At 56.6% G+C, this 25,249-nt stretch carries 20 protein-coding genes; 12 read left to right on the forward strand and 8 right to left on the reverse strand.

Going from position 1 to position 25,249, the window contains the following annotated elements:
• Nucleotides 1-92: 92 nt before the first annotated feature.
• The 4 genes from METMA_RS23670 to METMA_RS0101395 all read left to right on the forward strand — a co-directional run bounded on the left by METMA_RS23670 (nucleotide 93) and on the right by METMA_RS0101395 (nucleotide 2,684).
• Nucleotides 93-308 (forward strand): (2Fe-2S)-binding protein, encoded by a 216-nt coding sequence (locus METMA_RS23670; protein ID WP_036252821.1) that lies wholly within the window; start codon nucleotides 93-95, stop codon nucleotides 306-308.
• A gap of 18 nt (nucleotides 309-326) precedes the next feature.
• Nucleotides 327-791, forward strand: a complete 465-nt coding sequence (gene bfr / locus METMA_RS0101385; RefSeq protein ID WP_020157266.1) for a bacterioferritin — start codon at nucleotides 327-329, stop codon at nucleotides 789-791.
• Nucleotides 792-913: 122 nt separating this feature from the next.
• Nucleotides 914-1,879, forward strand: a complete 966-nt coding sequence (trhO, locus tag METMA_RS0101390) for an oxygen-dependent tRNA uridine(34) hydroxylase TrhO (protein ID WP_020157267.1) — start codon at nucleotides 914-916, stop codon at nucleotides 1,877-1,879.
• Between the two features lie 145 nt (nucleotides 1,880-2,024).
• On the forward strand, nucleotides 2,025-2,684 hold the full coding sequence (locus tag METMA_RS0101395) for a TlpA family protein disulfide reductase (RefSeq protein WP_020157268.1): 660 nt from the start codon (nucleotides 2,025-2,027) through the stop codon (nucleotides 2,682-2,684).
• Between the two features lie 4 nt (nucleotides 2,685-2,688).
• On the opposite strand, the gene METMA_RS25625 is transcribed toward METMA_RS0101395, so the two are convergent.
• From METMA_RS25625 to METMA_RS0101425, 5 genes are all read right to left on the reverse strand, one after another.
• The gene (locus METMA_RS25625; protein ID WP_020157269.1) at nucleotides 2,689-4,374 is read right to left on the reverse strand and encodes a diguanylate cyclase; all 1,686 of its coding nucleotides are present in this window, start codon (nucleotides 4,372-4,374) and stop codon (nucleotides 2,689-2,691) included.
• Nucleotides 4,375-4,377: 3 nt separating this feature from the next.
• Nucleotides 4,378-4,827 (reverse strand): response regulator, encoded by a 450-nt coding sequence (locus METMA_RS0101405; protein ID WP_020157270.1) that lies wholly within the window; start codon nucleotides 4,825-4,827, stop codon nucleotides 4,378-4,380.
• Nucleotides 4,828-4,830: 3 nt separating this feature from the next.
• Nucleotides 4,831-6,981, reverse strand: coding sequence for a CHASE domain-containing sensor histidine kinase (locus METMA_RS25630; protein WP_156830436.1), 2,151 nt, complete (start codon nucleotides 6,979-6,981; stop codon nucleotides 4,831-4,833).
• Nucleotides 6,978-9,341, reverse strand: coding sequence for a PAS domain-containing sensor histidine kinase (locus METMA_RS25635; RefSeq protein WP_020157272.1), 2,364 nt, complete (start codon nucleotides 9,339-9,341; stop codon nucleotides 6,978-6,980). The genes METMA_RS25630 and METMA_RS25635 overlap by 4 nt, the downstream gene beginning before the upstream one ends.
• Nucleotides 9,342-9,465: 124 nt before the next feature.
• On the reverse strand, nucleotides 9,466-12,012 hold the full coding sequence (locus METMA_RS0101425) for an EAL domain-containing protein (protein WP_232216306.1): 2,547 nt from the start codon (nucleotides 12,010-12,012) through the stop codon (nucleotides 9,466-9,468).
• Between the two features lie 325 nt (nucleotides 12,013-12,337).
• Between METMA_RS0101425 and METMA_RS23690 the strand changes: the two genes are divergently transcribed.
• Entirely contained in the window at nucleotides 12,338-14,143 is a 1,806-nt protein-coding gene (locus METMA_RS23690) for a glycoside hydrolase family 17 protein (RefSeq protein WP_051114318.1), read from the forward strand.
• Nucleotides 14,144-14,316: 173 nt separating this feature from the next.
• On the opposite strand, the gene METMA_RS0101435 is transcribed toward METMA_RS23690, so the two are convergent.
• Entirely contained in the window at nucleotides 14,317-14,958 is a 642-nt protein-coding gene (locus METMA_RS0101435; protein WP_020157276.1) for a hypothetical protein, read from the reverse strand.
• Between the two features lie 260 nt (nucleotides 14,959-15,218).
• Here METMA_RS0101435 and METMA_RS0101440 point away from each other — a divergent pair, with 260 nt between their 5' ends.
• The 7 genes from METMA_RS0101440 (at nucleotide 15,219) to ahcY (ending at nucleotide 20,562) form a co-directional block, all read left to right on the forward strand.
• Entirely contained in the window at nucleotides 15,219-15,725 is a 507-nt protein-coding gene (locus tag METMA_RS0101440; protein WP_027146944.1) for a hypothetical protein, read from the forward strand.
• Nucleotides 15,726-15,784: 59 nt separating this feature from the next.
• Nucleotides 15,785-15,916, forward strand: coding sequence for a NifB/NifX family molybdenum-iron cluster-binding protein (locus tag METMA_RS27960; protein ID WP_020157278.1), 132 nt, complete (start codon nucleotides 15,785-15,787; stop codon nucleotides 15,914-15,916).
• Between the two features lie 428 nt (nucleotides 15,917-16,344).
• Entirely contained in the window at nucleotides 16,345-16,722 is a 378-nt protein-coding gene (locus tag METMA_RS0101450; protein WP_020157279.1) for a heme-binding domain-containing protein, read from the forward strand.
• A 101-nt stretch (nucleotides 16,723-16,823) separates the two neighbouring features.
• Entirely contained in the window at nucleotides 16,824-17,747 is a 924-nt protein-coding gene (locus tag METMA_RS0101455; protein WP_020157280.1) for a cytochrome-c peroxidase, read from the forward strand.
• A 103-nt stretch (nucleotides 17,748-17,850) separates the two neighbouring features.
• The gene (locus tag METMA_RS23695; protein WP_020157281.1) at nucleotides 17,851-18,300 is read left to right on the forward strand and encodes a YkvA family protein; all 450 of its coding nucleotides are present in this window, start codon (nucleotides 17,851-17,853) and stop codon (nucleotides 18,298-18,300) included.
• Nucleotides 18,263-19,198, forward strand: a complete 936-nt coding sequence (locus METMA_RS0101465; protein WP_084254067.1) for a ZIP family metal transporter — start codon at nucleotides 18,263-18,265, stop codon at nucleotides 19,196-19,198. Before METMA_RS23695 ends, METMA_RS0101465 begins: the two co-directional genes overlap by 38 nt.
• Nucleotides 19,199-19,296: 98 nt before the next feature.
• On the forward strand, nucleotides 19,297-20,562 hold the full coding sequence (ahcY, locus tag METMA_RS0101470) for an adenosylhomocysteinase (RefSeq protein ID WP_020157283.1): 1,266 nt from the start codon (nucleotides 19,297-19,299) through the stop codon (nucleotides 20,560-20,562).
• Nucleotides 20,563-20,612: 50 nt separating this feature from the next.
• Here the strand turns inward: ahcY and METMA_RS23700 are convergent, their stop codons facing one another.
• Both METMA_RS23700 and feoB read right to left on the reverse strand, forming a co-directional pair.
• Complete coding sequence (locus tag METMA_RS23700) at nucleotides 20,613-22,601, reverse strand: heavy metal translocating P-type ATPase (protein WP_020157284.1); 1,989 nt, start codon at nucleotides 22,599-22,601, stop codon at nucleotides 20,613-20,615.
• A gap of 111 nt (nucleotides 22,602-22,712) precedes the next feature.
• Nucleotides 22,713-25,235 (reverse strand): Fe(2+) transporter permease subunit FeoB, encoded by a 2,523-nt coding sequence (gene feoB, locus METMA_RS0101480; RefSeq protein ID WP_020157285.1) that lies wholly within the window; start codon nucleotides 25,233-25,235, stop codon nucleotides 22,713-22,715.
• Between the last annotated feature and the right edge of the window lie 14 nt (nucleotides 25,236-25,249).

Here is a 25,249-nt window from a genome sequence, read left to right on the forward strand (position 1 = left end):
AACTCGCAGGCGCATAAATTGCAAAAACCGCTTTATCTTTAAAATGAGAATTGTTATCATTTGCAAAAGACTTACTATCAGGAGATGCCCTTATGTACGTATGTGTTTGCAAAGCAGTCACCGATACTCAGATAAAGAACGCGATTGATAACGGCGTTTGTACGCGCAAGCAGATATTCGACTGCCTCGGGGTCGGCAGAAGTTGCGGAAAATGCAATAAACAGGTCAAGGAATTGCTTGACGGAAACCGCCGGCGGCAATCTATAATGCCGGAGGCATCAAACGAACCCATTCTTAACGCGTATTAGAAAATCCAGAGGTGTAGCATGCAAGGAGATAGCCAGGTTATCGAGTTTCTTAATAAGGCGCTGACTAATGAGCTGACCGCCATTAACCAGTATTTTTTACATGCCCGCATGTACAAAAACTGGGGATTTGCCAAGCTCAACGAGAAGGTCTACCACGAGTCCATCGATGAAATGAAGCACGCCGATCAATTGATCGAACGTATCCTGTTCCTGGAAGGCCTGCCCAACCTGCAAAATCTCGGCAAGCTGATGATCGGCGAAAATCCCCAGGAGATGCTCGAATGCGACTTGAAACTGGAACAGGACGCCATGCCCCTGCTTCGCGAGGCGATCGCCTATTGCGAAAACACCAAGGATTATGTATCCCGGGAAATCTTCGAACACATCCTCGAAAGCGAGGAAGAGCATGTCGACTGGCTGGAAACCCAACTGGAACTGATCGGCAAGCTCGGGCTGCAGAATTACCTGCAATCGCAGATGTAAGCCCGTCTTCAGATTTTTTCATACTTAGGAATTCTTAATACCGACAAATTTTGCCGGTATTACCTATAATATCTGCCTTTTGCCCCGGATTTACGGTCCGGCCTGCACAAGGAAACCCTCTTATGTCTCAAACAGTCGTTTGTGCGCTGTACAAATTTGTCACGCTCGATAATTATTGCGATTTACGTCAACCCTTGCATGATGTCATGCACGTCAATCAGGTGCGCGGCACCCTGTTACTGGCTCACGAAGGCATTAACGGCACGGTGGCCGGCTCGCGCCAGGCGATCGATACGCTGCTGGGCTGGCTGCGCGCCGATCCGCGCCTGTCCGATATCGATCACAAGGAATCGCTGACCGACAAACCGCCCTTCAACCGCACCAAGGTGAAACTCAAAAAAGAAATCGTGACCATGGGCGTCGAAGGCATAGACCCTAAAAGCGTGGTCGGCACCTATGTCAGCCCCCGGGACTGGAACGCGCTGATTTCGGACCCGGACGTGCTCGTGGTCGATACGCGCAATGATTACGAAGTGAAAGTCGGTACGTTTAAAAACGCCATCAATCCGAATACGACCAGCTTTCGCGCATTCCCGCGCTACGTCAGGGAACATCTTGATCCTGAAAAACACAAAAAAGTCGCGATGTTTTGCACAGGCGGCATACGTTGCGAGAAATCCACGGCTTTTCTGAAGGAACAGGGCTTCGATGAGGTTTATCACCTGAAAGGCGGCATTTTAAAATACCTGGAAGAAGTGCCGGCGGAAGAATCCCTGTGGCAGGGCGAATGTTTCGTTTTTGACGAACGCATAACGGTCAATCTTCAGCTTGAAAAAGGCAGTTACGATCAATGCAATGCCTGCCGACTGCCGATTACCGAAGCCGACAAAGCCAGCGTTCACTATCAGCAAGGCGTCAGCTGCCCGCATTGTTACGATAAAATCACGCCGGAACAGAAAACCCGTTTCATGGAACGTGAAAAGCAGATACAACTGGCCAAGCGACGCGGCGAAGCCCATATCGGCGCCGATGCGGCCAAGGCACTGACAGCGAAACGGGCGGCGAAAGCGGTCCGGCAAGTTGATTGATTAACCTTCGAAGGTCCCAGAGAACACGAAGTTAAATTTTTCTTTCGCCACTTTGGTGATTTTATAACTTCAGGATTAACGTAAAAATGGAGGGCGACTGAAGTCGCCCTCCCCACAAACCATACCATTTTACGGGAGAGAAAAAATGACCGCGGAAATAGGCCAACCAGCCCCCTTGCTATCGGTATCCGACTGGGTTCAGGGCGGACCGGTCAATTTTGATCTGTTGTCAGGCCGGGTCGTACTGGTGGAAGTTTTTCAGGTCAACTGTCCGGGGTGTTTTTTATATGCCTTGCCGCAGGCCATCTATTTGCATCAGCACTACGCGGAGCAAGGCTTGACGGTCCTGGGCGTGGCGACCGCGTTCGAGGATTTCGATAAAAACAATCTGGACAATCTGGTCCGTCTGGCTGAAAGCGGCGAAGTTATCGGCGAGACTCGGCTTGCGTTGAGCCAGCGCGGCGAACTGACCGACGGATGCCTGCCCTATCGCATCCCGTTCCCGCTGGCCATGGACCGTTTGAACAAGCGCGAGGACATCATGACCGATGACGCTATCCTGTCCTTCATCAGGGCGCGCGTGCCCGACTTCGATCAACAGCCGGACAGCTACCGGCAACAGATCATCAAGCAGGCACAGCGGTATTTTCAATCCCTGTCCTACCGGGCCGAGACCTTTGAACGCTTCGACCTGAAAGGCACGCCGTCGCATATCCTGGTCGATAAACGCGGCATTTTAAGGGATTGCGCTTTCGGCGCCTATCCGGAGCTGGAAACGCGCGTGCAAGGGTTATTGCAGGAATAACCCATTATAGCCCGCTGGCAACCTTGACCCGATTGCGCCCGCATGACTTGGCACGGTACAGCGCCTGGTCGGCGCGGATCAGAACCGCGTCGGCCTGGTCATCCGTTGCCGCCATGCCCGCGATACCGATGCTTACCGTCACGGCAATCGTCAGGTCATCGATTTGCAACGGCATGGAACCGATTTTCCGACGCAGGCGATCGGCAAATACCACGGCCTCAGCCAGGTCGGTACCGGACAGGAAAATAGAAAACTCCTCGCCGCCCAGCCGGCCTATCGTATCCGTCCTGCGCAACGCATGATGCATAAGCGTTGCGATATGCTTGAGCAACGCATCGCCGACTGCGTGGCCGTATGTATCGTTAACTCGCTTGAAGTGGTCGATATCCAGCATAAGCACCGACACATGATGATTCTTAAGACGCTGCACGCGCGCCAGAGCCTCGTTCAGCCGGGCCATGAAATGGCGCCGGTTGGACAGGCCGGTCAGCGCGTCGGTCGTGGCCATCTCCCATAATTCAGCTTCCAGGCGTTTGCGCTCACTGATGTCAAGCTTGACGCCGACAAAATGGTTGATGGCGCCGTTCTCGTCCCTGACCGGGGCAATGGTAAATTCCTCGTCGTAGAGCGTACCGTCCTTGCGCCGGTTAATCAGTTCGCCATGCCAGGTTTCTCCTTTCAAAATGGTCTGCCATAAATTCTGATAGAACTCCTCATCCTGCAGGCCTGATTTCACCAACTCCGTCGGCCGGAAGCCGATCGCCTCTTCCAGCGTATAGCCGGTCAGTTTCTCGAAAGCCGGGTTGACCCACTCGATTCTGGCCTCGGTATCGGTAATGATGACGCCATGGCTGACCGCCTCCAGCGCCGATACCAATAAATGGTCTCGCGCATCGGCCAGCTTGCGTGCGGTAATATCCTGATGAGATATCACGACATAGCCGCTATCGTTTTGAAAGCGCGTCACGCGCGCGACGAACCAGTGTTGCTCGGTCGCCGAATGACAGGGATACTCCATTATGAAGGTTTCGCGCTCGCCGTTGATGACCGACCGGATGCCTGCCGCCATTATTGCCGCCTGTTCTGACTCCTCGCCGGTGGCGTTATCACAGATCGCCAGATAATTGGTCCCTGGTGAAGAATCGCTGTGTCCCGGAAAATTTTTCTCGTAAAAATCGCGCCAGGCCTGATTGACTATGAGAATCCTGCCGGTCTGATCGAGCACGCAGATATGCGCGCTCAGCGCGTTTATGGTTGAAACCGCGAACTGTTCCGAATCATGCAGACGATGTTCCAGCCGGAACCGGCTGATCGCATAGTGGATAGTACGGATAAGGGCATCGGAATCGAAGCTGCCTTTGACCAGACAGTCCTGAGCGCCGACATTGAGCGCGCGTAGCGCGAACTCCGCATCGTCGTGGCCGCTCAGAACAATGATAGGCAATGCGCCCGCCTCCCGGCGCATGGCTTTTACAGTCTCAAGACCACTGGAATCAGGCCGCGACAGATCCAGCAACAAGGCATCGAAAGACGCCTTATTGTGCAGCAGATCCCTGGCCTCGGCCAGTGTCGCAGCCCATGTAACTTCAAAACGTGCGGTTCGGGACGCCTCCAGGGCTGACCGGATCAGCTGAACATCGCCCGGGTCATCCTCGAACAACAGCACACGACAGGGTGTCGTGGCATTCATGGCTCAGCTCTTCCGGGGCAGGCGCGTCAAGGTAAACCAGTAGTTATCGAGTTGGCGGATCGCCGCCATAAACTGTTCCATGTCTACCGGTTTGGTAATATAACTGGCCGCGCCCAGTTGGTAGGAGGCCAGCACATCGCGCTCGGCGTCCGACGTCGTCAGCACCACCACCGGAATGGCGGCCAGACCATCATCGGACTTGGCAACCGACAGGAATTCGCGGCCATTCATGCGCGGCATGTTGAGATCGAGCAGAATCAGATCAGGCCGGGGCGCCGCGCGGTTGATTTCACCCTCGCCGCGCAGAAAAGCCAAAGCCTCGACACCGTCGGTGACGTGATGCAGATTGCAGAAGACCTGGTTCTCCTTCAATGCCGCACGCACCAGGTTGGCGTCGGCCGGCTCGTCCTCGACCAGCAGGATATCGAAAGGTTGGGTATTCTCAAGAATCATAGTTTATTTTCCGTCCGGCAATTCGAACACGACCATGGCGCCGCCCTGGGGAGCGCTTTCTATCCAGATGCTACCGTTGCGGCTCTCGACGATGCGCCGGGCAACCGATAAGCCGATGCCCGAGCCACTCTCGGCGCCGCCGGTTTTCAGGCGTTCGAAAATTTCGAACACGCGCCGGCGATACTCGGCCGGAATACCGGCGCCATTGTCGCAGATCCGATAGCGGCTCAACCCGGCCTCGCGCTCGCCGCTGATATGAATCCGCGGCCGATGCCCAGTGTCAGTGGGGCGGCCATGGCGCAGCGCATTATCCAATAACACGGCGAACAAATCCATCAGCCGCGCCCGGTCAAGCACGGCCGGCGGCAGCTTTTCGGCCGCAATCGAGGCGTCCAGAACCGTCACCCGCGCGGACAGACGCTGTTCCACGGCCGCCAGCGTCGAGTTGGCATCTTCCGCCCGTACCATGCCGTGAGGCTCGCCGGCCGCCAGGTAAAGCTGAATACCGTGCACCAAGCCGCGCAGGCGATCGGCCTCCCGTTCGAGCGTATCGAGATCGGTACCGATTTCCTGGTCATCGCGCAGGGCCTTCAGACGCTGGCGGAGATGTTGAGTATAGATTGTCAAACGGCGTGCCGGTTCCATCAAATGATGAGCCGAGACCTCGGCGAAGCGGGTCAGATCGGCATGCGCGCGCAGCAGGGCTTCCTCGACCTGCTTGCGCTCGGTAATGTCGATCCCCGAGCCGATAAAACCGGAAAAATTACCGTTATCGTCGAAACGCGGCACGCCGGTATCAACGACCCAACGATATTCGCCGTCATGGCGTCTTATCCGGCATTCCATGCGGAACGGTTCACGGCGATCGAAATGGCTGACATAACAGTCTGTACAGCGCTGCAGATCGTCCGCATGCACGGACAGCATCCAGCCCTCCCCGACTTCCTGCGCCAGAGTCCGGCCGGTGAAGTTTAGCCAGCCTTTATTGAACCAGATACAGCGCTTGTCCGCGTCTGCCAGCCAAATCAGCACGGTCGCCGAATCAGCCATGACCCGAAAGCGCTTCTCGCTTTCCTTGAGCTCACGAGTCATGTTTTCGGCCATGGCCAGCGCACGCATCCGGCCCGTTATCAACAGCCAGGCCAGCAGCGACAGCAAACCGCTGATAATTATGCCGACCACCGCGATGGCTTGCGGCTTGAGCTTGTTGATGCGCGCTTCGAACGCGGGCCGGGAGTGTATTACCAGCGTCCAGGGGTGATCCGCGATGCGGATATGCCTGACGGTTTTAAAAAGCGGACTGGACGCCTGACGGTTGTCCTGCAAGACATGGCTGTCGTACATTTTTGCCGGCCCGGCCACGGTCTCGCCATCGTAAATTTCGAGTCCGAGTTCAGCGGCACGCTCACCGCCGATGCCGGCCATCAGATCGTTCATGCGGAACGGCTCATATACCCAGCCGACAATATGGGTCCGGCGCTGCGCCAAGGTGTCGTGCGGCTGGCCTTTCCTGTAAACCGGCAGGTACATCAGAAAGCCTGCCTGCACCTGCTCATCGGTTTCCTGCACCAGACTCACCTTTCCTGAGATACTGATCTTGTCCAGGTCGCGCGCTTCCGTCATGGCCGCGCGGCGCACGGGCTCGGCATACATGTCATAGCCGAAGGCGCGCGGATTGCGGCCGCTGAACGGCTCCAGCTGGATAATGGCCGTATAAGTTTCGCGCTCGCCCTCGGGACGGATCGTGTACTCGGCAAAGCCTTGTCCGCGTATGGCCTGAATATGGCTGTTGACGCCCGCTTTCGGCACGATAACCGAATAACCGACGCCCTGAATGCCGGGATAATGCTGCTCAAGCTGTAACAGGGTGATGTAATCCCGGAACTCATTGCGTTCGATGAGCTCGGATGAGGCAAATAAAGCGCGCGCGCCGCGCAAGACCTGCTCATAAGTTGCCATGCGCTGTTCGAGGCGTTCGACGGTTTCGCGCACGCGAAAATTGAAATCGGTTTTCAGGGTCTGCTCACCCTGCTGCCGCGCATTGTGCCAAACGGCATAGGTTATGCCTAACGAAATGACCAACATAAGGCCGGGAAGCAACAGCGACCCTGGCCTGTCGCGCGAGTAACGGGTTGTTCGGGCGCTTCGCGTCACGGGCCGGTCTCATTGCCGGGGGACTTGACCGGCAGTTCGAAAATAAACGTACTGCCCTGCCCCTCGCCTTCCGACTCCACCCAAATGCGGCCGTCATGGTGTTCGACAATCCGGCGGCACAACGCCAGTCCCATGCCGGTCCCTTCAAAGCGAGCCCGCGATTGCAGGCGGCTGAAAAACTGGAACAGACGATCGATCTGCCGGAGGTCTATGCCTATGCCGTGGTCGCGGACACTGACGCGCCAGCGCCCTGCCGTCACCGCCGAAGCCACTTCGATGCGCGGCGGCTGCCCGGCTTCGTGGTACTTGACGGCATTGCCGAGCAGGTTCTGAAAAAGCCGGGTCAACTCGTCATGGCTGGCGAAAATGCGCGGCCATTGACCGCTGATTTCAATCCCGGCGCCGGCCTCTTCGATCGCGGGCGCCAGGAAGCTCAGGGCTTCGTCCAGCGACTCGCTGCTCAACATCCAGCGCTTGGATTCGGTCTTGCGACCCACGCGCGAGTACTCGAGCAGGGATACGATCATCGCATCCATGCGCCTGGCGCCGTCCAGCGCGAAATTCAGGTTGTCGCGGTCCTCATCGTCCAGTTTGGCGTTCAGCCCTCTCGCCAGCAATTGCAGATGCCCAACCACGATGCGCAACGGCTGGCGCATGTCGTGCGAGACACTGTAGGCGAACTGTTCGAGATCGGCGTTCGATTGCAGCAGCGCCGCTTCGGCGGCTATGCGCTCGGTAATGTCCTGATTGACGGTGATCGCACCCGTGATCCGGCCATTATCATCCCGAAGCGGAATGGCCGAATTCAAAATTGTCTTGCGCGTACCGTCAACGCACTCGATATCGATCACCTCGTCAAGCGCGGTATCGCCCTTGCCGATGGCGCGGACAAGCGCCCACTCGTGCGCCGCGATCGGCTTGCCGGTATCGTGCCACCAGCCTTTGCATTCGCCGTATTGTTCCGGCTCGATAGTTCGGGCGCCGCCCCATATACGCCGTCCCGCCTCGTTGCCGGTCCGGATAGCGCCTTGAGCGTCGGCCACCCACACGCCCACCGGCAAGGTATTCAGAACCGTACGCAACAAGGCTTCTTGCTGTCTCAGCGCCTCCTCCGCCTGCTTGCGCTGGGTCACGTCGTCATAAATCACCACAATCTCTCCGCCCGGCAGTTTATAGACGTAATTTTCGCGCCAGCCGGCCATGCGCCCTTCGCAATGGAAAGACAACGAAAAATGCTCACCGACGCCGCTTTGCCAGACGCGCTGCAGGATGTTGGGCAGGCCGGATGTCACGGCGCAGGGAAACGCCTGTTCGAGATTTTTTCCGATCAGGTCGGCGCGCCGGACGTGCTCGATGCGCTCCACGGCCCGGTTGACCGATGCCACGATAAAACGCCGGCCGTCCTCTGAAGCGTGGTACATGACCGCGCCGCTGCTCATGTTCTCGAACAGTTCGTTAAGACGCGATTCGCTTTCGCGCAACGCCTGCTCCGACTGTATGCGCTCAGTAATGTCTTCGACGATGGACCAGATGTAGTCCTTGCCGTCGGCGCCCGTGATCAGCACGCCGTTAAGACGCAAGGGCACCAGGCTGCCGTTCTTGCGCCGGTATTCCTTTTCATAAGGGCCATAGCGCCCGGTGCGTTCCAGCGCCTCTTTTTGCCGCCTCTCGTCGGCGACATATTTTTTCGGCGTCAGCGTCCAGTAATCCAAGGCTTTAAGCTCCTGCTCCGAATAGCCGCAGATAAGCAAAAAAGCATGGTTGAAGTCGACGAAACGCCCCTGCATATCGGTAAGGCAGATGCCTAACGGAGACAGTTCGTAAAGACCTCGCAGTTTTTCCTCGCTGGCCCGCAAGGATGCCTGGGCTTGATACGCGGCCGTAATGTCGCGGTTGCTGGCGCGGTGTCCCAGCGGTTGCCCGTCGTCGCCGGTGACAACCCGGCAATAATGGCTGATCCAGCGGATACCGCCGTCGCGGCGCACGATACGAAAATCCGCCGGGGTTCTGATGCCGCGGGTTATATCATGAAAATGCCGCGCCATGACCGGACGGTCCTCGGGGTAAATAATGCGAATGAGCAGGTCGGGATCAGCAATGAACTCGGCTGGCGTATAACCGGTGACCCGTTCGCAGGAAGGGGTCATGTAAATAATCTCCTGATTCAGGCCCTGCCAGTATTCCCAGTCGAACGTGTAATCGGCCACGGTACGAAACATGGCTTCCTGTTTCGACAGCGCCTCGATCGAGCCCCGTTGACGCTGCCAGCTCCGATATATCATCACTGTCGACACTAGCGTCAGCAGCACTATCAGCACCATTAACGCCATCAGTGCATTGAGCTCGTTTGCTACCGGCATTGCTGATAGCCCTGATAGATTAAGAATCCCACCAGAGCGAACACGAACAGATTAACCAGCAGAATGCCCGGCAGCAGTCGCGTCAGGGCGGACTTCGAATTCATAAAGCCCGGCATTGTCGGGCTCACACAGTTTCCGTCTTGTGCAACCGCGCGTGCCACAGTTCCGCCGGCTCAGGATTGCCGTACAGATTCCCCTGGTGGATGATGTGGCCGCGCGCGTTCAGGAAATCGGCCTGCGCCTGGGTTTCAACCCCTTCCGCCACGACTCTTAAGTGCAGATGCTGCGCCACGGATAAAATGACTTCCACCAGCGCGGCATCACTAGGATCGACCGGCGCGTCCTGAATAAAGCTCTTGTCGATCTTGAGTTCGTGGATAGGCAGGCGTTTCAGGTAAGCCAGACTGGAATAGCCGGTGCCGAAATCATCCATGGAAAAATGGATGCCCAGCGCGATCAGTTCCGTCATTTTGGCCACGACATCGCCCATGTCGGCGATCATGAGGCCTTCGGTCACTTCCAGCACCAGATGAGCCGGATTGGCGCCACTGCTGGCCAACAGGCGTTTAATGTCTTCGACAAAATTGGCCTGTTGAAAATGCCGCGGGCTGATGTTGACCGATATGCGCAAGTCAGTATCCTCGGCGCTCAGCTCGGCCAGCAACCGGCAGACAGCGGTCAGCATCCAGAGGTCCAGGGCGACAATAAGACCGGATGCTTCGGCCACTGGAATGAACTGGTTGGGAAAAATCAGGCCGCGCTCCGGATGCTGCCAGCGTACCAGCGCCTCGGCGCCGACTTGCCTGCCCGCCGCGTTGACCTGCGGCTGCAGATAAAGCCGCAGCTGTTCATTGCTGATGGCGGAACGCAACTCGCCCTCCAGGCGGAAACGCTCCTTGATGCCTTCGCCCATGGCTGTCTCGAAGAACACGGTACTGCCGCCGCCTTTCGCTTTGGCTTTCGCCATCGCCATGTCGGCCTGGCGCAATACGTCAGCGGCGGTTTCCTGCAGCGATTCGGGCAGTAATGCGATGCCGATACTGACATCGAAATGCACGGTTTCGCCCTCCAGTTCGAGGCTTCCGTGCAATGTGTCCCGCAGCCTTTCGGTCATGGCCAACGCTTCGCGGCCGGCGGTTTCGATAGTCTCGCATAGGTCCGGCAACAGTATCGCGAATTCGTCGGAATCCAGCCGCGCCAGCAATTGGCCCGGCTTCAGCATCCGGCGCAGACGTTCGGCCACAGCCTTGAGCAAGGCATCGCCGACGGCAAACCCGCGCGCCTCATTGATGTTTTTAAAGCGGTCGATATCAAGGAGCAGCACTTCGGCAAAACCGCCTTCGCGCCGCGCATGGGCCAGCAGCTGTTCCAGCTGTTTCAAAAACAGCGCCCGGTTGGCCAGATGCGTCAGCGGATCATTCCAGGCCAAATGCTCGACCGTTTCCTGGGCATCGCGGATTTCACTCAGGTCGGCGAATACGGCGGTATAGTGCTGGATGTTGCCGGCCTTATCCCTGACGACGCTCAGCGTCGCCCATTCCGGAAAAACCTCGCCGTTTTTGCGTTTTCCCCAGATTTCTCCGGCCCATTCGCCGTTCTGTTGCAGCGACCGCCACAGGCTCCGGTAAAAGTATTTATCGTGCCGGTCGGAGCCGAGTATACACGGGTGTTTTCCTGTTATTTCCCGCTCCAAATAACCGGTAATGCGCGTAAAAGCCGGATTGACCGCCACGATGTTGGCATCGGCGTCGGTGACCATAATGGCCTCGCCCGTGGTTTCGAACACGCGCGTGGCAAGGCGCTGGCGCGCTTCAATCTGTTTGCGCTCGGTAATGTCGCGCCCGACCACGACCAACCCCTTGCGGCGGCCATCTTCATGAAAAAGCGGGACTTTGGTGATGTCGAATATCAGCGATGAGCCATCCGGACGAGGGACGGTTTCTTCCGTGTGAGTGATGACGCGCGCTTGCCAGGCCACCTCGTCACTGGCTTCACAGCCCATAAGCGCCTCGCGGTAGAAATCCTGGTAGCGCGCCAGTTCGGAGTCTTTCTTGCCGTGATAATCGATCTTGTCGAGCTGAAAGAGCTTGAGGTCGAAGTCATTGGCTTCCAGCCAGCGCCCTTCGCCATCCTTGAAACAGACGATATCCGGCAATGCATTGATCAAGGTGCGCAGATGCATGCCGGTCTCGGCCAGACTCTGTTCCAGCCGTCCCCGACTGATAGCATAGCGAATGGCGCGCACGAGACTATCGGAATCGAAGCGTCCCTTGACCAGATAGTCCTGGGCGCCGAACGTCAGCGCTTGCAGCGCAAAACCGGTATCATCGTGGCCGGTCAGCACGATCAGCGCCTGCCTGTCCGCCGACTGGCGGGCGGCGCGCACGGTGTCAAGACCGTTGGAATCCGGCAATGATAAATCCAGCAGCAAGACATCGGGCGGATTCTGCCGGAGTTGCCGCCGCGCTTCGGCGAGTGTTGTCACCCAATCGATATCAAAACGCATATCCGCGGATGCCAGCAATGCATGTTTCACCAGGTTGGCGTCGCCCGGCTCATCCTCGACCAGCAAAACGCGACAGAACTCAATCCCATTCCCGATTGGTTCTTCCTCAGGGGATGGCTGAACGGGGTCTAGGGCGGAATAGTCGTTAGTCCGTCTTTGAGTCAAGTTACTTCCTTATTCGTGCATTGATGGCATGGTCGGATGATCATACTATACGATAATGATTTGTCAGAAAACAATGACGAGCCTGCGCTTCGGCTTATCGCGATAGTTAATCGCTTACATTAAGCATAGTAGGGTTTTATCGCACGGTCTTACTTTTTGCTTTCAGGCTGCGACGCGACGCCAGAACGATTTCCCGGCGCGAATGCATCGCCGCCCCGGCCGATCAATTCTCCTCTATTTTCGTCATTGTATTATCCTGCTCTCCTGATGGATAATAAGGCCATTGTCATCATCCGATTACTCTCTTGCCCGCCTGTTTATAATCATGAAAAAATCTACTGTTCTCATGCTCGTTGCGCTGACGGTGGCGTTGAATGGATTGTTCGGCTGGCTCAATAACCGGCCTGTCGATGTGGGCCCCGACGTACCGGACGGCAAACTGACCAGTCTGTCATTCGCACCGTTCCGTGACGGACAAAGCCCTATTGAAAAAGTCCTGCCGACGCCTGCGCAGATTGAGGAGGACATCAGCCTCCTGGCCGACAAAACCCGCTCGATACGCACCTATTCGAGCCTGGACGGCCTGCAAGTCGTGCCCGGACTGGCGCGCAAATACGGACTGACCATGATCCAGGGCGCCTGGCTGACTTATGAACGTCCCTTTGATCCGGCCACACTCAGTCCCGAGGAAGTGCAGGAACTGAACAAGGCCAAGACGCTCAATCATGCGGAAATCAAGGAACTGATCCGCTCGGCAAACGCCAATCCCGACGTCGTCAAGCGCGTCATGGTCGGCAACGAAGTGTTGTTGCGCGGCGAGATGGAACCGGAGCAATTGATCACCTACATCCGCGAGGTCAAAAAGGCCGTCAAGCAACCCGTCTCTTATGCCGATGTCTGGTCGTTCTATTTGAAATACCCGGAAATCGGCAAGGAAGTCGATTTTATTACCATCCACATTCTGCCGTATTGGGAGGATGAGCCGCTGGAAGTCAATGACGCCATCGCGCATATCGAGAAAACCTATCAACAAGTTTATGAACGGGTGCGGGCCCTGTATCCGGGCAAACCGATCCTGATCGGTGAATCCGGCTGGCCCAGCGACGGCCGCCAGCGCGGCTGGGCCGTGCCGAGCGTCGCGAACGAGGCGAGATTCATCCGCGGCCTGATTCAGGTATCCAGGAAAAACGGCTTCAATCTGAACATCGTCGAAGCGTTCGATCAATCCTGGAAAAGCGCCCAGGAAGGCGTCGTCGGCGCCAATTGGGGGTTGCTGTCGGCCGATCGCGAGCCGGTGTTCTCCCTGACCGGCAAAGTGGTTGAAAATCCGGACTGGACGCATCGGCTAATCGCCTCGACAGCCATTCTGCTGCTGACCGTTGCCTTTCACTTCAAGGCATTATCACGATTGCCGCTGCCGCGTCTGGCCGTATTCCTGGCTTTCGCGCAATTGCTGGCATCGCTGATGGTGACCCTGGCCGATGAATTATGGACCGCAAGCTTCACGCCGTTGCAAAGCGCCGGCACCACCGCGATCATCGCTGTCAATGCGCTGCTGACCGTTTGCCTGGCATACCGGGCGCTGACCGTGCTGAACAACGATACCGCCAATAAGAAACTCGGCGCATGGCTGCAGACCCTGTATGGCATTCTGATAGCGCTGGCCGTCTATAAAACCTATACCCTGGCGCTGGATGGGCGCTATATCAGCTTCCCGTACGAAACGACTTATATCGCCGTAACCGGCATGCTGGGCCTGGTCCTTATGCGTTATATCAATGAGCGGAACGGGTCAGTCAGGCTGCTGGACTTCAACCGCCTGATCGACTGCCGTCAGGGCGGCCAGAAACGCAACAAAGTTATCGCCTATGTTCTCGTCATCATGAGCCTGGCGCTGATTATCGGCGAGACGCGCGCTTTCCTGATCAGCCGCGATTTTATCGAAGCCCATCCCGACATAACCGAGCGCCTCAAGCTGGCTGTCATCTATACCATCACCAACAGCCAGCTGCTGGCCTGGCTGGCCAGCCTGGGAGTGCTGGCACTGCCGCTGTGGTCCAGCGGTTACGATAAAAGCCCGAAAAATGCCTTATTCACGCACAAGAGCGTCGAGTTCAAGGAGCAGAAATAAAAAATGCTTTAACTCGTATGTGGGGCGATTGCCAAATGCAGGCGCCCTTAATGGTGCTGGGCTTGCGCTCCCTGCCATTGAGTTAAGGATTAATTGTTAATTCAATTAAGATACATGCGCAGACCGGGTTTGCCCATGAGGCATAAAAGCATGGCGTAACCCGGCAATTCGCCCTAACGCATCTCCCGCATAAGGCTCTTTATCTTGCCGAGCACTTCCCGCTGCCGCTCCGGAGAAAGCCTGTTAAAGTCACGCTCAAATTCGGCCCAGCTGTAGGCCGCGCCATCGTCCGCTTTATCCGATACGGCCATGCCGCAATCGGCAAATACCTGCCGAATCGGCTGGTCCGCCCCTTCCAAATCAATCGCCGCTGTCAGAACCTGTCTGATCATGGTGTTGACGCGAATAAAAATCGATTGGCCCGCCAGAATGCCGTCGACAACTTCCCTGGCATGCTCTTCCGTATAGCCGCGGCGTTTCGAGTCCGGGAACGTTTTCATGGAGATCTTGATCGGCGGGTTTTTGTCGATTTGATACTCGACATCAAAAGCTCGGCCTTGCGAGGCGATCAGGCTGCTGGCGTCAATGACAAATTGCAGCCTGCTTTCCTTGCAGGCGACCTCCAGCCTGATGTGTTCATACTGGGCACTGCTCGGCAGCGGCGATCTGGCGTAGCTATAAGGCCGGTTGGTCAAGCGGTCCCGGTCCTGATGATAGCTCCAGGCACTGGCGGCCGTGGCAGCGGCGGGCAAAGTCATCAGAAGCGTCAGCATGATTCTGGAAATGGAGTTGCCGAAAGTACCGCGGTGCTTCATTTTGATTCCTGGAAATTTGAAAAAACCATTAACTTAATAAGATTACCATTGAAAGTCACGACTAAATTTCAGTAAACCCCTGAAAGTCCTGAGATACCGGTTAATCCGGTACTGAGCAAAATGCCGCCGCATCATTTTCCCGTACCTGATTCAGAAGGTGATCTCGCCGTTCTTTATCAGGTTCGGTTATATCACGATAACTCAGGAACGGCGCGGCAAAGTTCATGTCGAAGCTTTATAAAATCAAACCGGAGAAGATAATGAGAAGAATATATTTTTTGTCCCCCGATATTGAAACGACACATAAAATTGTCGACGAATTACGCGCCGAAGGCATAGAAGACCGTCATATCCATATATTAGCCAAAAGAGACACGCCCCTGGAGGATTTGCCCGAAGCATCGGTCTTTCAGAAAACGGATTTTATACCGGCATTGGAACGAGGCGCGGCACTAGGCGGCACAACAGGTGTGCTGGCGGGACTTATCGGTTTACGCCTCGCGGGATTCGTAATTGCCGGCGGCCCCGTTCTTGGTATTTTGATTTACGGCGCAACTATCGGCGCAATGATGAGCGGCCTGGCCGGCCTTCAGGTTGGAAATTCAAAAGTCAAAAAATACGAGGAAGCCATTGAACGCGGCGAACTGCTGGTCATGGTCGACATCGCCAAGGAACGCATCGACTCACTCAGCCAATTGATTACCAAACATCACCCTACCGCCCAATTTGAGGGTATTGAGCCACTTTTACCGCCGTCTTATAACTAATTTCTGCAAACCGTCTGAATTCAAGGACGATCATTTCAGCCGACAAGCCAGCAATTATCATGAAAATTGCTGTCGCCAGCCAAAACCGAAAAGACATCACCGGCCATACCGGTCGGTGCAGAAAATTCTGGATTTATCAAAGTAGCCGCATTCTGGCGCTGACGGAATACCTGTATCGGCTGCAGGAATAAGTGAGCGGATGAATCATGCATTGCCGCTTGATGAACAAGTCGCGTGTACGCTGGCGTCGCCGGCGGCCGGTTATGAGTCCGCATCTTTGCTCTGGACTCGTTGTTTCTGATTAATGAATAGATGTTCTAAATTAAGCTTCCCGGACTATCATTACTTAGGAATGCGCATAAAATAACTTCCTAAGTGCGAGGATGAATTTTCCGGTGTAGGTGTGGATTTATTTATGCCCTATGGGGACTTGTGCCCTTCAGGGTATCCACACAGTGCGAATACCCTGAAGGGCACAAGTGAATTCGCACCTACAATTCCCTGATTTATTTCATGCTCGTTCCTTAGCCAGATCACGCTTAGCGGCCTATAAGCTGGCATGGACTTTGATCGAACTTTAGCTGTACAGTATCAATCTCTAACGCATCGGAACCAAACAATGACCAGAATCCAATGGTTTTTACTTTTTCTGCTGGCTGTCATTTTATTTTTCCCCATTTCCAACCTGATCGGTTTGACGGGTGAAAATGAGCCGGTTCCGGTTGTTTCCGGCAGTTCCGAAAGCTTTACCCAAGTGTCACGGATTTTGCAGAACAAATGCGTCGATTGCCATTCGCCCGGCATGACCCGAATGCCGATCTATTCGGACCTGCCGATAGCAAAACAGCTTATGGAGAGAGATGTCGAGGAAGCCGGAGACAGGCTGGTTCTATCCAAACAGGTCTATAGTGGCGAACAAACCTTTACGCCCCTGATGCTGGCCCGACTGGAAAATGTCATCCGAAACGACAGCATGCCCCTTCGCTATATCTGCTGATGCACTGGACCGGGCGCCTGACGGCCGACGAGCAAGACAGCATCCTTGCCTGGATTGCCGAGGAACGGGCCTAACATCCCTGGAGCCCGGATGCCGCCGAAGTGTTTAAAGGCGAACCGGTGCACCCTTTGCCGTTAACGGTTGATCTCGACCCCGAAAAAGTGGCGCTGGGCGACAAACTCTTCCACGATCGCATGCTGTCCGGAGACGATACTTTAAACTGTGCTTTCTGCCACGACCTGGCCCGGGGCGGCACCGATCAGGCCAGGGTCGCTATCGGCATACGCGGACAGGAGGGTCCGATCAATTCACCGACTGTCTATAACGCCATGTATAACATCGCCCAATTCTGGGACGGCCGCGCCAAGGACTTGCAGGAACAAGCCGCAGGGCCTGTCGCCAACCATGTCGAAATGGGCGCGGAATGGGACAAGGTCATCAAGAAACTTAACAACGTAGAGCACTACAGGGACGCTTTCGCCAAACTGTATCCGGAAGAAGGCCTGACGCAATCGACGGTGACTCATGCGATTGCCGTTTTCGAGGAATCGCTGGTGACGCCCAATTCCCGTTTCGACCGCTACCTGCGCGGCGAACAGGACATGCTGACGGAGGATGAAAAGGACGGCTACGACTTGTTTAAAACGCATTGCGCCTCCTGCCACTTCGGTCCGGTGCTCGGCGGCTTATCCTATGAAAAAATGGGCCTCAAACAGGATTATTTCAAACTGCGCGGCGGCGAGCCGACTGAAGTCGACAACGGCCGATTCAACGTGACCGGGCAGGAAAAAGATCGCCATTTCTTCAAGGCTCCCGTATTGCGTAACATAGAATTGACTTATCCCTATTTTCATGACGGCTCGGTCAATGACCTGGCCGAGGCGGTCAGGATTATGGCCAAAGTTCAGCGAGGCAAAAACCTTACCGACAATGAAACCGCCAAAATCGTGGCTTTCCTGAACACGCTGACCGGCGAGTACCAAGGAAAACCGCTCACGCAGTTGACTATTGAAGATATTAAATAAACAAGCGCAATTCTGGATAATTTATCTCCACGGATCAATTTTCAGTTGTGACACTCTCATGGGAGAATAAATATAACCGCCACAGTCAACAGCGGAGCTCAGTATGACCAGTGATGACGATAACCGGAAATCCCCGGATCAGTTGAACCAGGCCTTTTTCGAACATAACAGCGGAAAAGTCACCGACCGGCACCTTGATCGAATTATTGAGAAGGCTATCGAAATCAAGGATAAAGTAAAAAGCATCCCTTCGCTGCATAAGCTCTTGAAAGACGTGCAACTGTGCCTGGAATTGATCAGGGATTATCGCTCCGGCGCCTACAGGAATATCGCGGCCTGGGCGATTGTGGCCGTGGTCTTCGGTCTGCTGTACCTGGTCAATCCCGTGGAGCTGATCCCGGATTTTATCCCGGTAATCGGCTACATGGACGATGTGGCCGTCCTGGCGCTTATCCTGAAGCTCGTGCAATCCGAATTGGAAAAATATGCGGCCTGGCGCAAAACTCGCGCCGAGTATGAAGATACTTTTTCGGGGCAGTCGGACCGTGACTGAAGCGGAGGCTGGCCTGGCCTTTGTCGCCTCCGAGTGGGATCTGTCTTTTTTCACAATATGGATTCACACAGGACTTCAGTCTGCCGCCCATTGGTTTGCCGGGATTTCGCACATTCTGCAAGCCCTGCTGGCATCCGTATTCAACTGGGGAATGACCGCATTGGGCGCCGCCCTGGTCTTTTTCACCCAACGAATCAACCAGAAACTGCTTGACGTCATGCTCGGATTTTCGGGAGGCGTGATGCTGGCGGCCAGCTACTGGTCCCTGCTTGCGCCCGCGATCGATTTGTCGAGCGATTACGGGGCTTTTGCCTGGTTTCCGGCTGCGGCGGGATTCAGCCTCGGCGCGTTCGCGCTGAGTATCGCCGGCATGCTTCTGAACCGCTTTCAGATCGGCTCTGTGGATACAACGATGCAAAAGGAAGGCCCCACGACCTGGCAACGCACCTTGCTGCTAGTATCCGCCATTACATTGCACAACATTCCCGAAGGGCTGGCCGTCGGCGTCGCTTTCGGCGCGCTGGCCGGCGGTTTCGAAACGGCCAGTCTGGGCACCGCGGTCGCCCTGGCTATCGGCATCGGCCTGCAAAACTTTCCCGAAGGCACCGCAGTAGCCATGCCCTTGCGTCGCGCGGGCTGGTCGCCGCTGCGCAGTTTCTGGTACGGGCAGCTCTCCGCCGTGGTCGAGCCCGTCGCCGCCGTCATAGGCGCCGCCGCCGTCACCGTGAGCCTTCCCATCATGCCTTATGCCCTCGCCTTCGCCGCCGGCGCCATGATCTTTGTCGTGATCGACGTGGTGATCCCCGAATCAAGGGAGAGAGGCAATGCCCATTACGCTTCGCGGGGCATTATCCTGGGCTTTATTGTGATGATGATTCTGGATGTGGCTTTGGGCTGACATCGGCTGTCTAATTGGCGATTGGCGGTTTTTTTATGCCCGATTGCCGCTGGCTGTTACAAAACGCGTTTCTCAACCATTCGTCAGGAGAACCCGCTATGCTCAATATCGACCATGACATCAACGATCTCTCGCTGGCCGATCAAGGCCGGGAGCGCATCGACTGGGCTTTTTCCGAAATGCCGGTGCTGCGCGCGATACAGGCGCGCTTCAGGCAAGAGCGGCCATTGGCCGGGGCACGCATCAGCGGCTGCCTGCATATCACCACCGAAACCGCCAACCTGGCCCGCACGCTGACCGCGGGCGGCGCCGAACTGGTCCTGTGCGCCAGCAATCCGCTCAGCACGCAGGATGATGTCGCCGCCGCGTTGGTGCGGCATGACCAAATCCCCGTCTTCGCCAGATGCGGTGAAGACAGCGATACCTATTACCGGCATATCGGCAAGGCGCTGGATCACCGCCCTCAACTGACCATGGATGACGGCGCCGATCTGGTCAGCGAACTGCATAAAAATCGCCGCGAGTTACTGGACGAGATGATCGGCGGTAGCGAGGAAACCACCACTGGCGTGATACGGCTGCGGGCGATGGCGGCGGACGATGCCCTCCAGTTTCCGGTGATCGCGGTCAACGATGCGATGACCAAACACCTGTTCGACAACCGTTACGGCACCGGCCAAAGCACGCTGGACGGCATCATTCGTGCCACCAATATCCTGTTGGCCGGTAAGACGTTCACGGTAGCCGGCTACGGCTGGTGCGGGCGCGGCATCGCGATGCGCGCCAAGGGCCATGGAGCCCGGGTCATCGTCACCGAGGTCGACCCGCTCCGGGCCCTTGAAGCGGCGATGGACGGTTTTCGGGTCATGCCCATGCTGCAGGCGGCCGCCTGCTCGGATTTCATTGTCACCGCCACCGGCGACAAACATGTGCTGGACCAGGCGCATTTTCAGGTCATCAAGGATGGCTGCGTGATCGCCAATTCCGGCCATTTCAATGTCGAAATCAACATTCCGGCGCTGGAAGCGCTGGCCGCCAACAAACACAAACCACGCGCCCATGTCGTAACGTATTTTCTGGAAGACGGCCGCCAGATCCGCTTGCTGGCCGAGGGGCGGCTGGTCAACCTGGCTGCGGCCGAAGGCCATCCGGCCGCAGTGATGGACATGAGTTTCGCTAATCAGGCCCTGAGCATGGCTTACTTGTGGCAGCATGGCGCCGATCTCGACAACGCCGTACATCCGGTGCCGGCCGGGATCGATCAACAGGTGGCCCGGATGAAACTGGCAGCGATGGGCATTGATATCGACACCTTGACAGCGGAACAGCAGAATTATCTAACATCCTGGCGGGAAGGCACTTAACAGCGAATTTAGCAAGTCCCGACTTTGCAAAAATTTTCTCGAGGCAGGGTCTAGGAATCCTGTTCGGCGACCGCTTCGGAATCGGAAGGCAAGCGCTCGGCTTGGCCGCGCTGCTCGCGGCCGGTCAGCTCATCCATTTTTCTGAACATAGGCCCGATCGGCGATTGCTCGATGCCGGTGAAATATAGTCGGCCGGCATTGACGACGACAAACACCGAACTGACATGATGCAGCAGCGCGGCAAAAATCGGATTGAGCAGGCCGAACGTGGCCAGCGCCAGGCCGACGCTGTTGAAACCGACGGCCCACATATAATTCTGCCGGATAATGCCGCCCATTTTATGGCCGAGCCGCAAGATCGTGACCAGATCCTGGGCATCGTGCCCGAGAATGACCACATCCGATGAAATGATCGCCAGATTGACATTCTTGTGCCCGCCGATGGCGATGCCGACATTGGCGGCGGCCAGAGACGGCGCGTCATTGACGCCATCGCCGACCATGGCCACCTTGCCCTGCGCCTGAAATTGTTTGACCAGCGCGGTTTTGTCGTCCGGCTTGCAATTGAAGTGGTATTCATCGGCGTGGATGTAGTCGGCCACGCGTTTGGCTTCCTGCTCCTCGTTGTCGCCGGTCGCCAGCACCACTTTTTCGATGCCGCAGGCACGGATGGTATCGGCCAGGCCCTGCATTTCCGACAGCATGACGTCGCGAATGACGATGACGCCCTTGACTTCGCCGCCGGCCGCCAGCCAGATCGCCCGGCCGGTATAATCGATAGCCGGCAATTCAATGCCCTGAAGACTCAGCGTTTCGGCGCTGCCCATCAGGATGTCCTGACCTTCGATTCGGGCCTTGATGCCGCGGCCCGGCAGATCCTCGGCCCGTTCGACCGGCAGCAAAGCATTAACGCCCTGTTTTTTTGCATAGTTGATGATCGAGCGCGCGATCGGGTGATCGAAACGGGATTCGATCGACGCGGCCAGTTCCAGCAATGGCTGTGTCGGCAGGCCTATTTCGATGACCTGGCTGACTTCGGGCTCCGCCAATGTGACCGTCCCGGTTTTATCCAGAATCAGGGTTTTGATGTCCTGCATGTTTTCCAGCGGTTCGCCGCCGCGGGCCAGAATGTTCGACCGGGCCAGGTAACCGATATTGGCCGCGAATGCGGTCGGCGTCGCCAGCGCCCAGGCGCAGGGACAGACCACCGCCAGCGCCGTCGCCATCAGATGCAGGCTGCCGGTGATAAACAACAGCAGAAAGGCATAGGCCGTGACCGACAGCAGCAGAATCTGTACCGTGGTATCGGCGCGCCGCTGCAATTCCGACTTATTCTCCAGACTGTTTTCGATTTCCTGGGTGATCACCGAAAGAAACGAATCATCCCCGTTTTTGTCGGCCTTGACCTGTAGCGGCCCGCTCAGATTCAGCGTGCCCGAGGTCACGCTGGCCCCGGTCTTCTTGTAAACCGGAAAGGGTTCGCCGGTCATGGTGGATTCGTCGATCGCCGAGGCGCCTTCGATGATGGTTCCGTCTATCGGCACCATCGCGCCTTTAGCGATCAACACGACATCGTCTTGGCGAACCTGGTTGATGGGTATTTCTACAATGTTATCGCCTTGCAGCTTCTGGGCGGTTTTTTTACCCTCCTGAATCAGGCTTTCGATCTTTTCCCGGTTTTTCCGGATGATCGTGAAGGAGATGTATAACCCCAGGCCGATAAACCAGGCGACCATCGCCCCGCTCAACGGCGCGCCGTCGATCAGCGTCACGGTCATGACCAGTACGATCAGCAATTCCGCCGACACCTTGCGCATGATCAGCACGCTTTTCAACAGACTTTCCAGATACAGCGCCAGGCAGAACAGATAGAACGGCATGCCCAGCCAGTACAAGGCCGGCAGGTCATAGAGCGCGTCCAGGCCGAACAAGACCACCGGAATGACGGCGGCGATGACGCGCAGCAGCATGATGTCCCGGCGGGGGCTGATTTTCAGCAGTTCGGCATCGATTTTGTCGAAATAAGTTTTATAAATCATGGTTGTGCCCTTTATCAGATGTAGGTCGGGTTACGACTGCATGGATGCAGGAGATAGAGTAACGCAGGAGCAGTTACCGAGCGTCAGAGAGGATGTCGGGTTACGCTGGCGCTAACCCGACCTACGCTTGTTAAGATCTCCCCAATAACGAAACACCAGCACAACCGCAACGACGATCATCGCAACCCCGGCCAGCCAGGCCGTCGATGTTTCGGGATGCTCGCTAAAGGTCGCCAATTGGTAAAACAGCGTCGCGGTCAGATAAGCCAGCCCCGTGGACCAGACCACCATAAATACCGACCAGCGCAGGCTGGATTCCCGATAGGCGGCGGCCGACGTGGCGATACAGGGAAAATACAGCAGAATGAACAGCATATAGGCGAAGGCGCCGATGGGTCCGTGAAAATACGCATGCAGCGCCGCAACGAACGGATCCTGGCCGGCCGCCTGGCTTTGCGGGCCGGTGCCGAACATTTTTTTCAGCCCCATGGGAATGGTCATCAAGGCCCGTTTGACCGCATCGCCCAGATCGAAGGCCGGCTTGGCGGCTTCCGGTTGAGCGGCTTGCGCGTAGATGGTCTTCAGCGTGCTGATCACGACGACTTTATGCAGCACGCCGGTAAACAGCGCCACCGTCGCGGGCCAGTTGTCTTCCCTGACGCCCAGCGGCGCAAGCGCCGGCGTTACCGCGCGCCCTGCGGCGCTGAGCACCGAATTTTCGATGTTATTAGCTCTGAAGGAGCCGTCCGTCCCCAGCGAACTGAGGATGCTCAAGAGCACGACCATCGTGATGATGAGTTTCCCGACCCGCACGACAAAGGTCTCGACCCGGGTCCAGCTGTTGATCAGCACATTTTTCAACTTCGGAACGTGATAATTCAGAATTTCCATCATCACCAGCGAGAATTCCTCTTTCAGAAATGTGTTCTTCAGCAACAAGGCGGTCAATACGGCGAATACCACGCCGATCAGATAGAGTATAAAAACGATCAATCCGCCGTTGTCCGGGAAAAAAACCGCGGCAAACAGCGTGAAGACAGCCAGGCGCGCGCCGCAGGTCATGAATGGATTCAACAGGATGCTCAACAGGCGGTCGCGCGGACGCTCCAGCGTGCGGGTCGCCAGCATCGCCGGCACGTTGCAGCCGAAGCCCAGAATCATCGGCACAAAGGCCTTGCCGGGCAGTCCCAGAACGCGCATGAAGCGGTCCATCGCAAACGTCGCCCGGGCCATGTAGCCCGACTCCTCCAGTACCGAAATGAACAGATACAGAAAACCGAGAATCGGGACGAACGCGGCGACTTCCCGGATGCCGTTGCCGACGCCCTGGGCCATCAGCATGATCAGCCATTGCGGACTATCCAGCAGCGTCAAAAAATGCCCCATGCCATCGACAAAAAACGCCTGCGCGAGGTCGTTAAAGAACGGTTTGAAGGCGCGCCCGAGCTTGATCGTGAATGTGAACATCAGATACATCACCCCGAAGAAGATCGGAATGCCCAGAAAACGGTTCATAATCACGTTGTCGATTTTGTCGGACAGATTGCGGCCCAGCTCGGATTTGCGCGTCAGCGTCTCTTTAACCAAGCCGCTGATAAAGCCGTAGCGGCTGTCCACAATCAGAACATCCGCCTCGTCGCCGGTTTGTTCTTCGATTTCGCGGCGCAGCCGCGCCGCCGTCCCGGCCAGCGACGGGTCGGCCTGGTCGAGCGCGAAACGGTCCTGTTCCAGCAGCTTGACGGCGAACCAGCGCGCATCGCCGAAGCGGTTGTCCAGCTGCTGTTCGACCAGCGGCGCCAGCCGGTCCAGCGCCGCCTGAATCTCTGGGGGATAGTCGACGGCGAAATGGGACAGCGTTTTAGGCGCCAGCAGACGGTTGATCGTCGATTTCAGCGCCCTGACCTGATCGGCCCGGGTTGCCATCAGCGAAACCAGCGGGCAGTCGAGACGCCGGGCAATTTCATTGCTGTCGATTTTGATGTCGCGGCCCGTCGCATCGTCCATATTGTTCAGCACCACCAGCATCGGCAGCCGCATTTCCAGCAGCTGTGTCGTGAGGTACAGATTATGTTCGAGATGGGAGGTGTCGACGATATTGATGATCAGATCCGCCTGCTGCGACAGCACGTAATCCCGGGCGATTTTTTCATCCAGCGCCGTGGTCGTATCGCTCACGTCCAGCGCATAGATGCCGGGCAGATCGACGACTCTGACGGCCTTGTTGTCGTATCGGTAAAAGCCGCTTTTGCGTTCGACGGTGACGCCGGGCCAGTTGCCGACATGCTGCCGGGCGCCGGTCAGGCCGTTAAACAGCGTGGTTTTGCCGCTGTTGGGATTGCCGATGACGGCGACGGTGTATTCCCGCTGCTGCGGAGCAGGCTTAGTGACGGTCGCCTCACTGTCCAGGCGTTCAATTTTTAAGCCGGCCACCTCGTCCCGGCGCACGCTGATATCCATACCGCGCATCCGGATTTCCACCGGATCGCCCAACGGCGCGATACGCACGACTTTGAACTCCGTGCCGGGCGTCAGGCCCATGGCCATCAGCTTATGCCGGTAAGGCAGGAAGTTTTTGTCGTAATCCGCGACGCGTCCCCGGTCGCCGGCTTTCATGTCGCCCAAATTGATATACATTTACAACTATCCTG

The organism is Methylobacter marinus A45, assembly GCF_000383855.1.
Classification (GTDB): Bacteria; Pseudomonadota; Gammaproteobacteria; order Methylococcales; family Methylomonadaceae; genus Methylobacter; species Methylobacter marinus.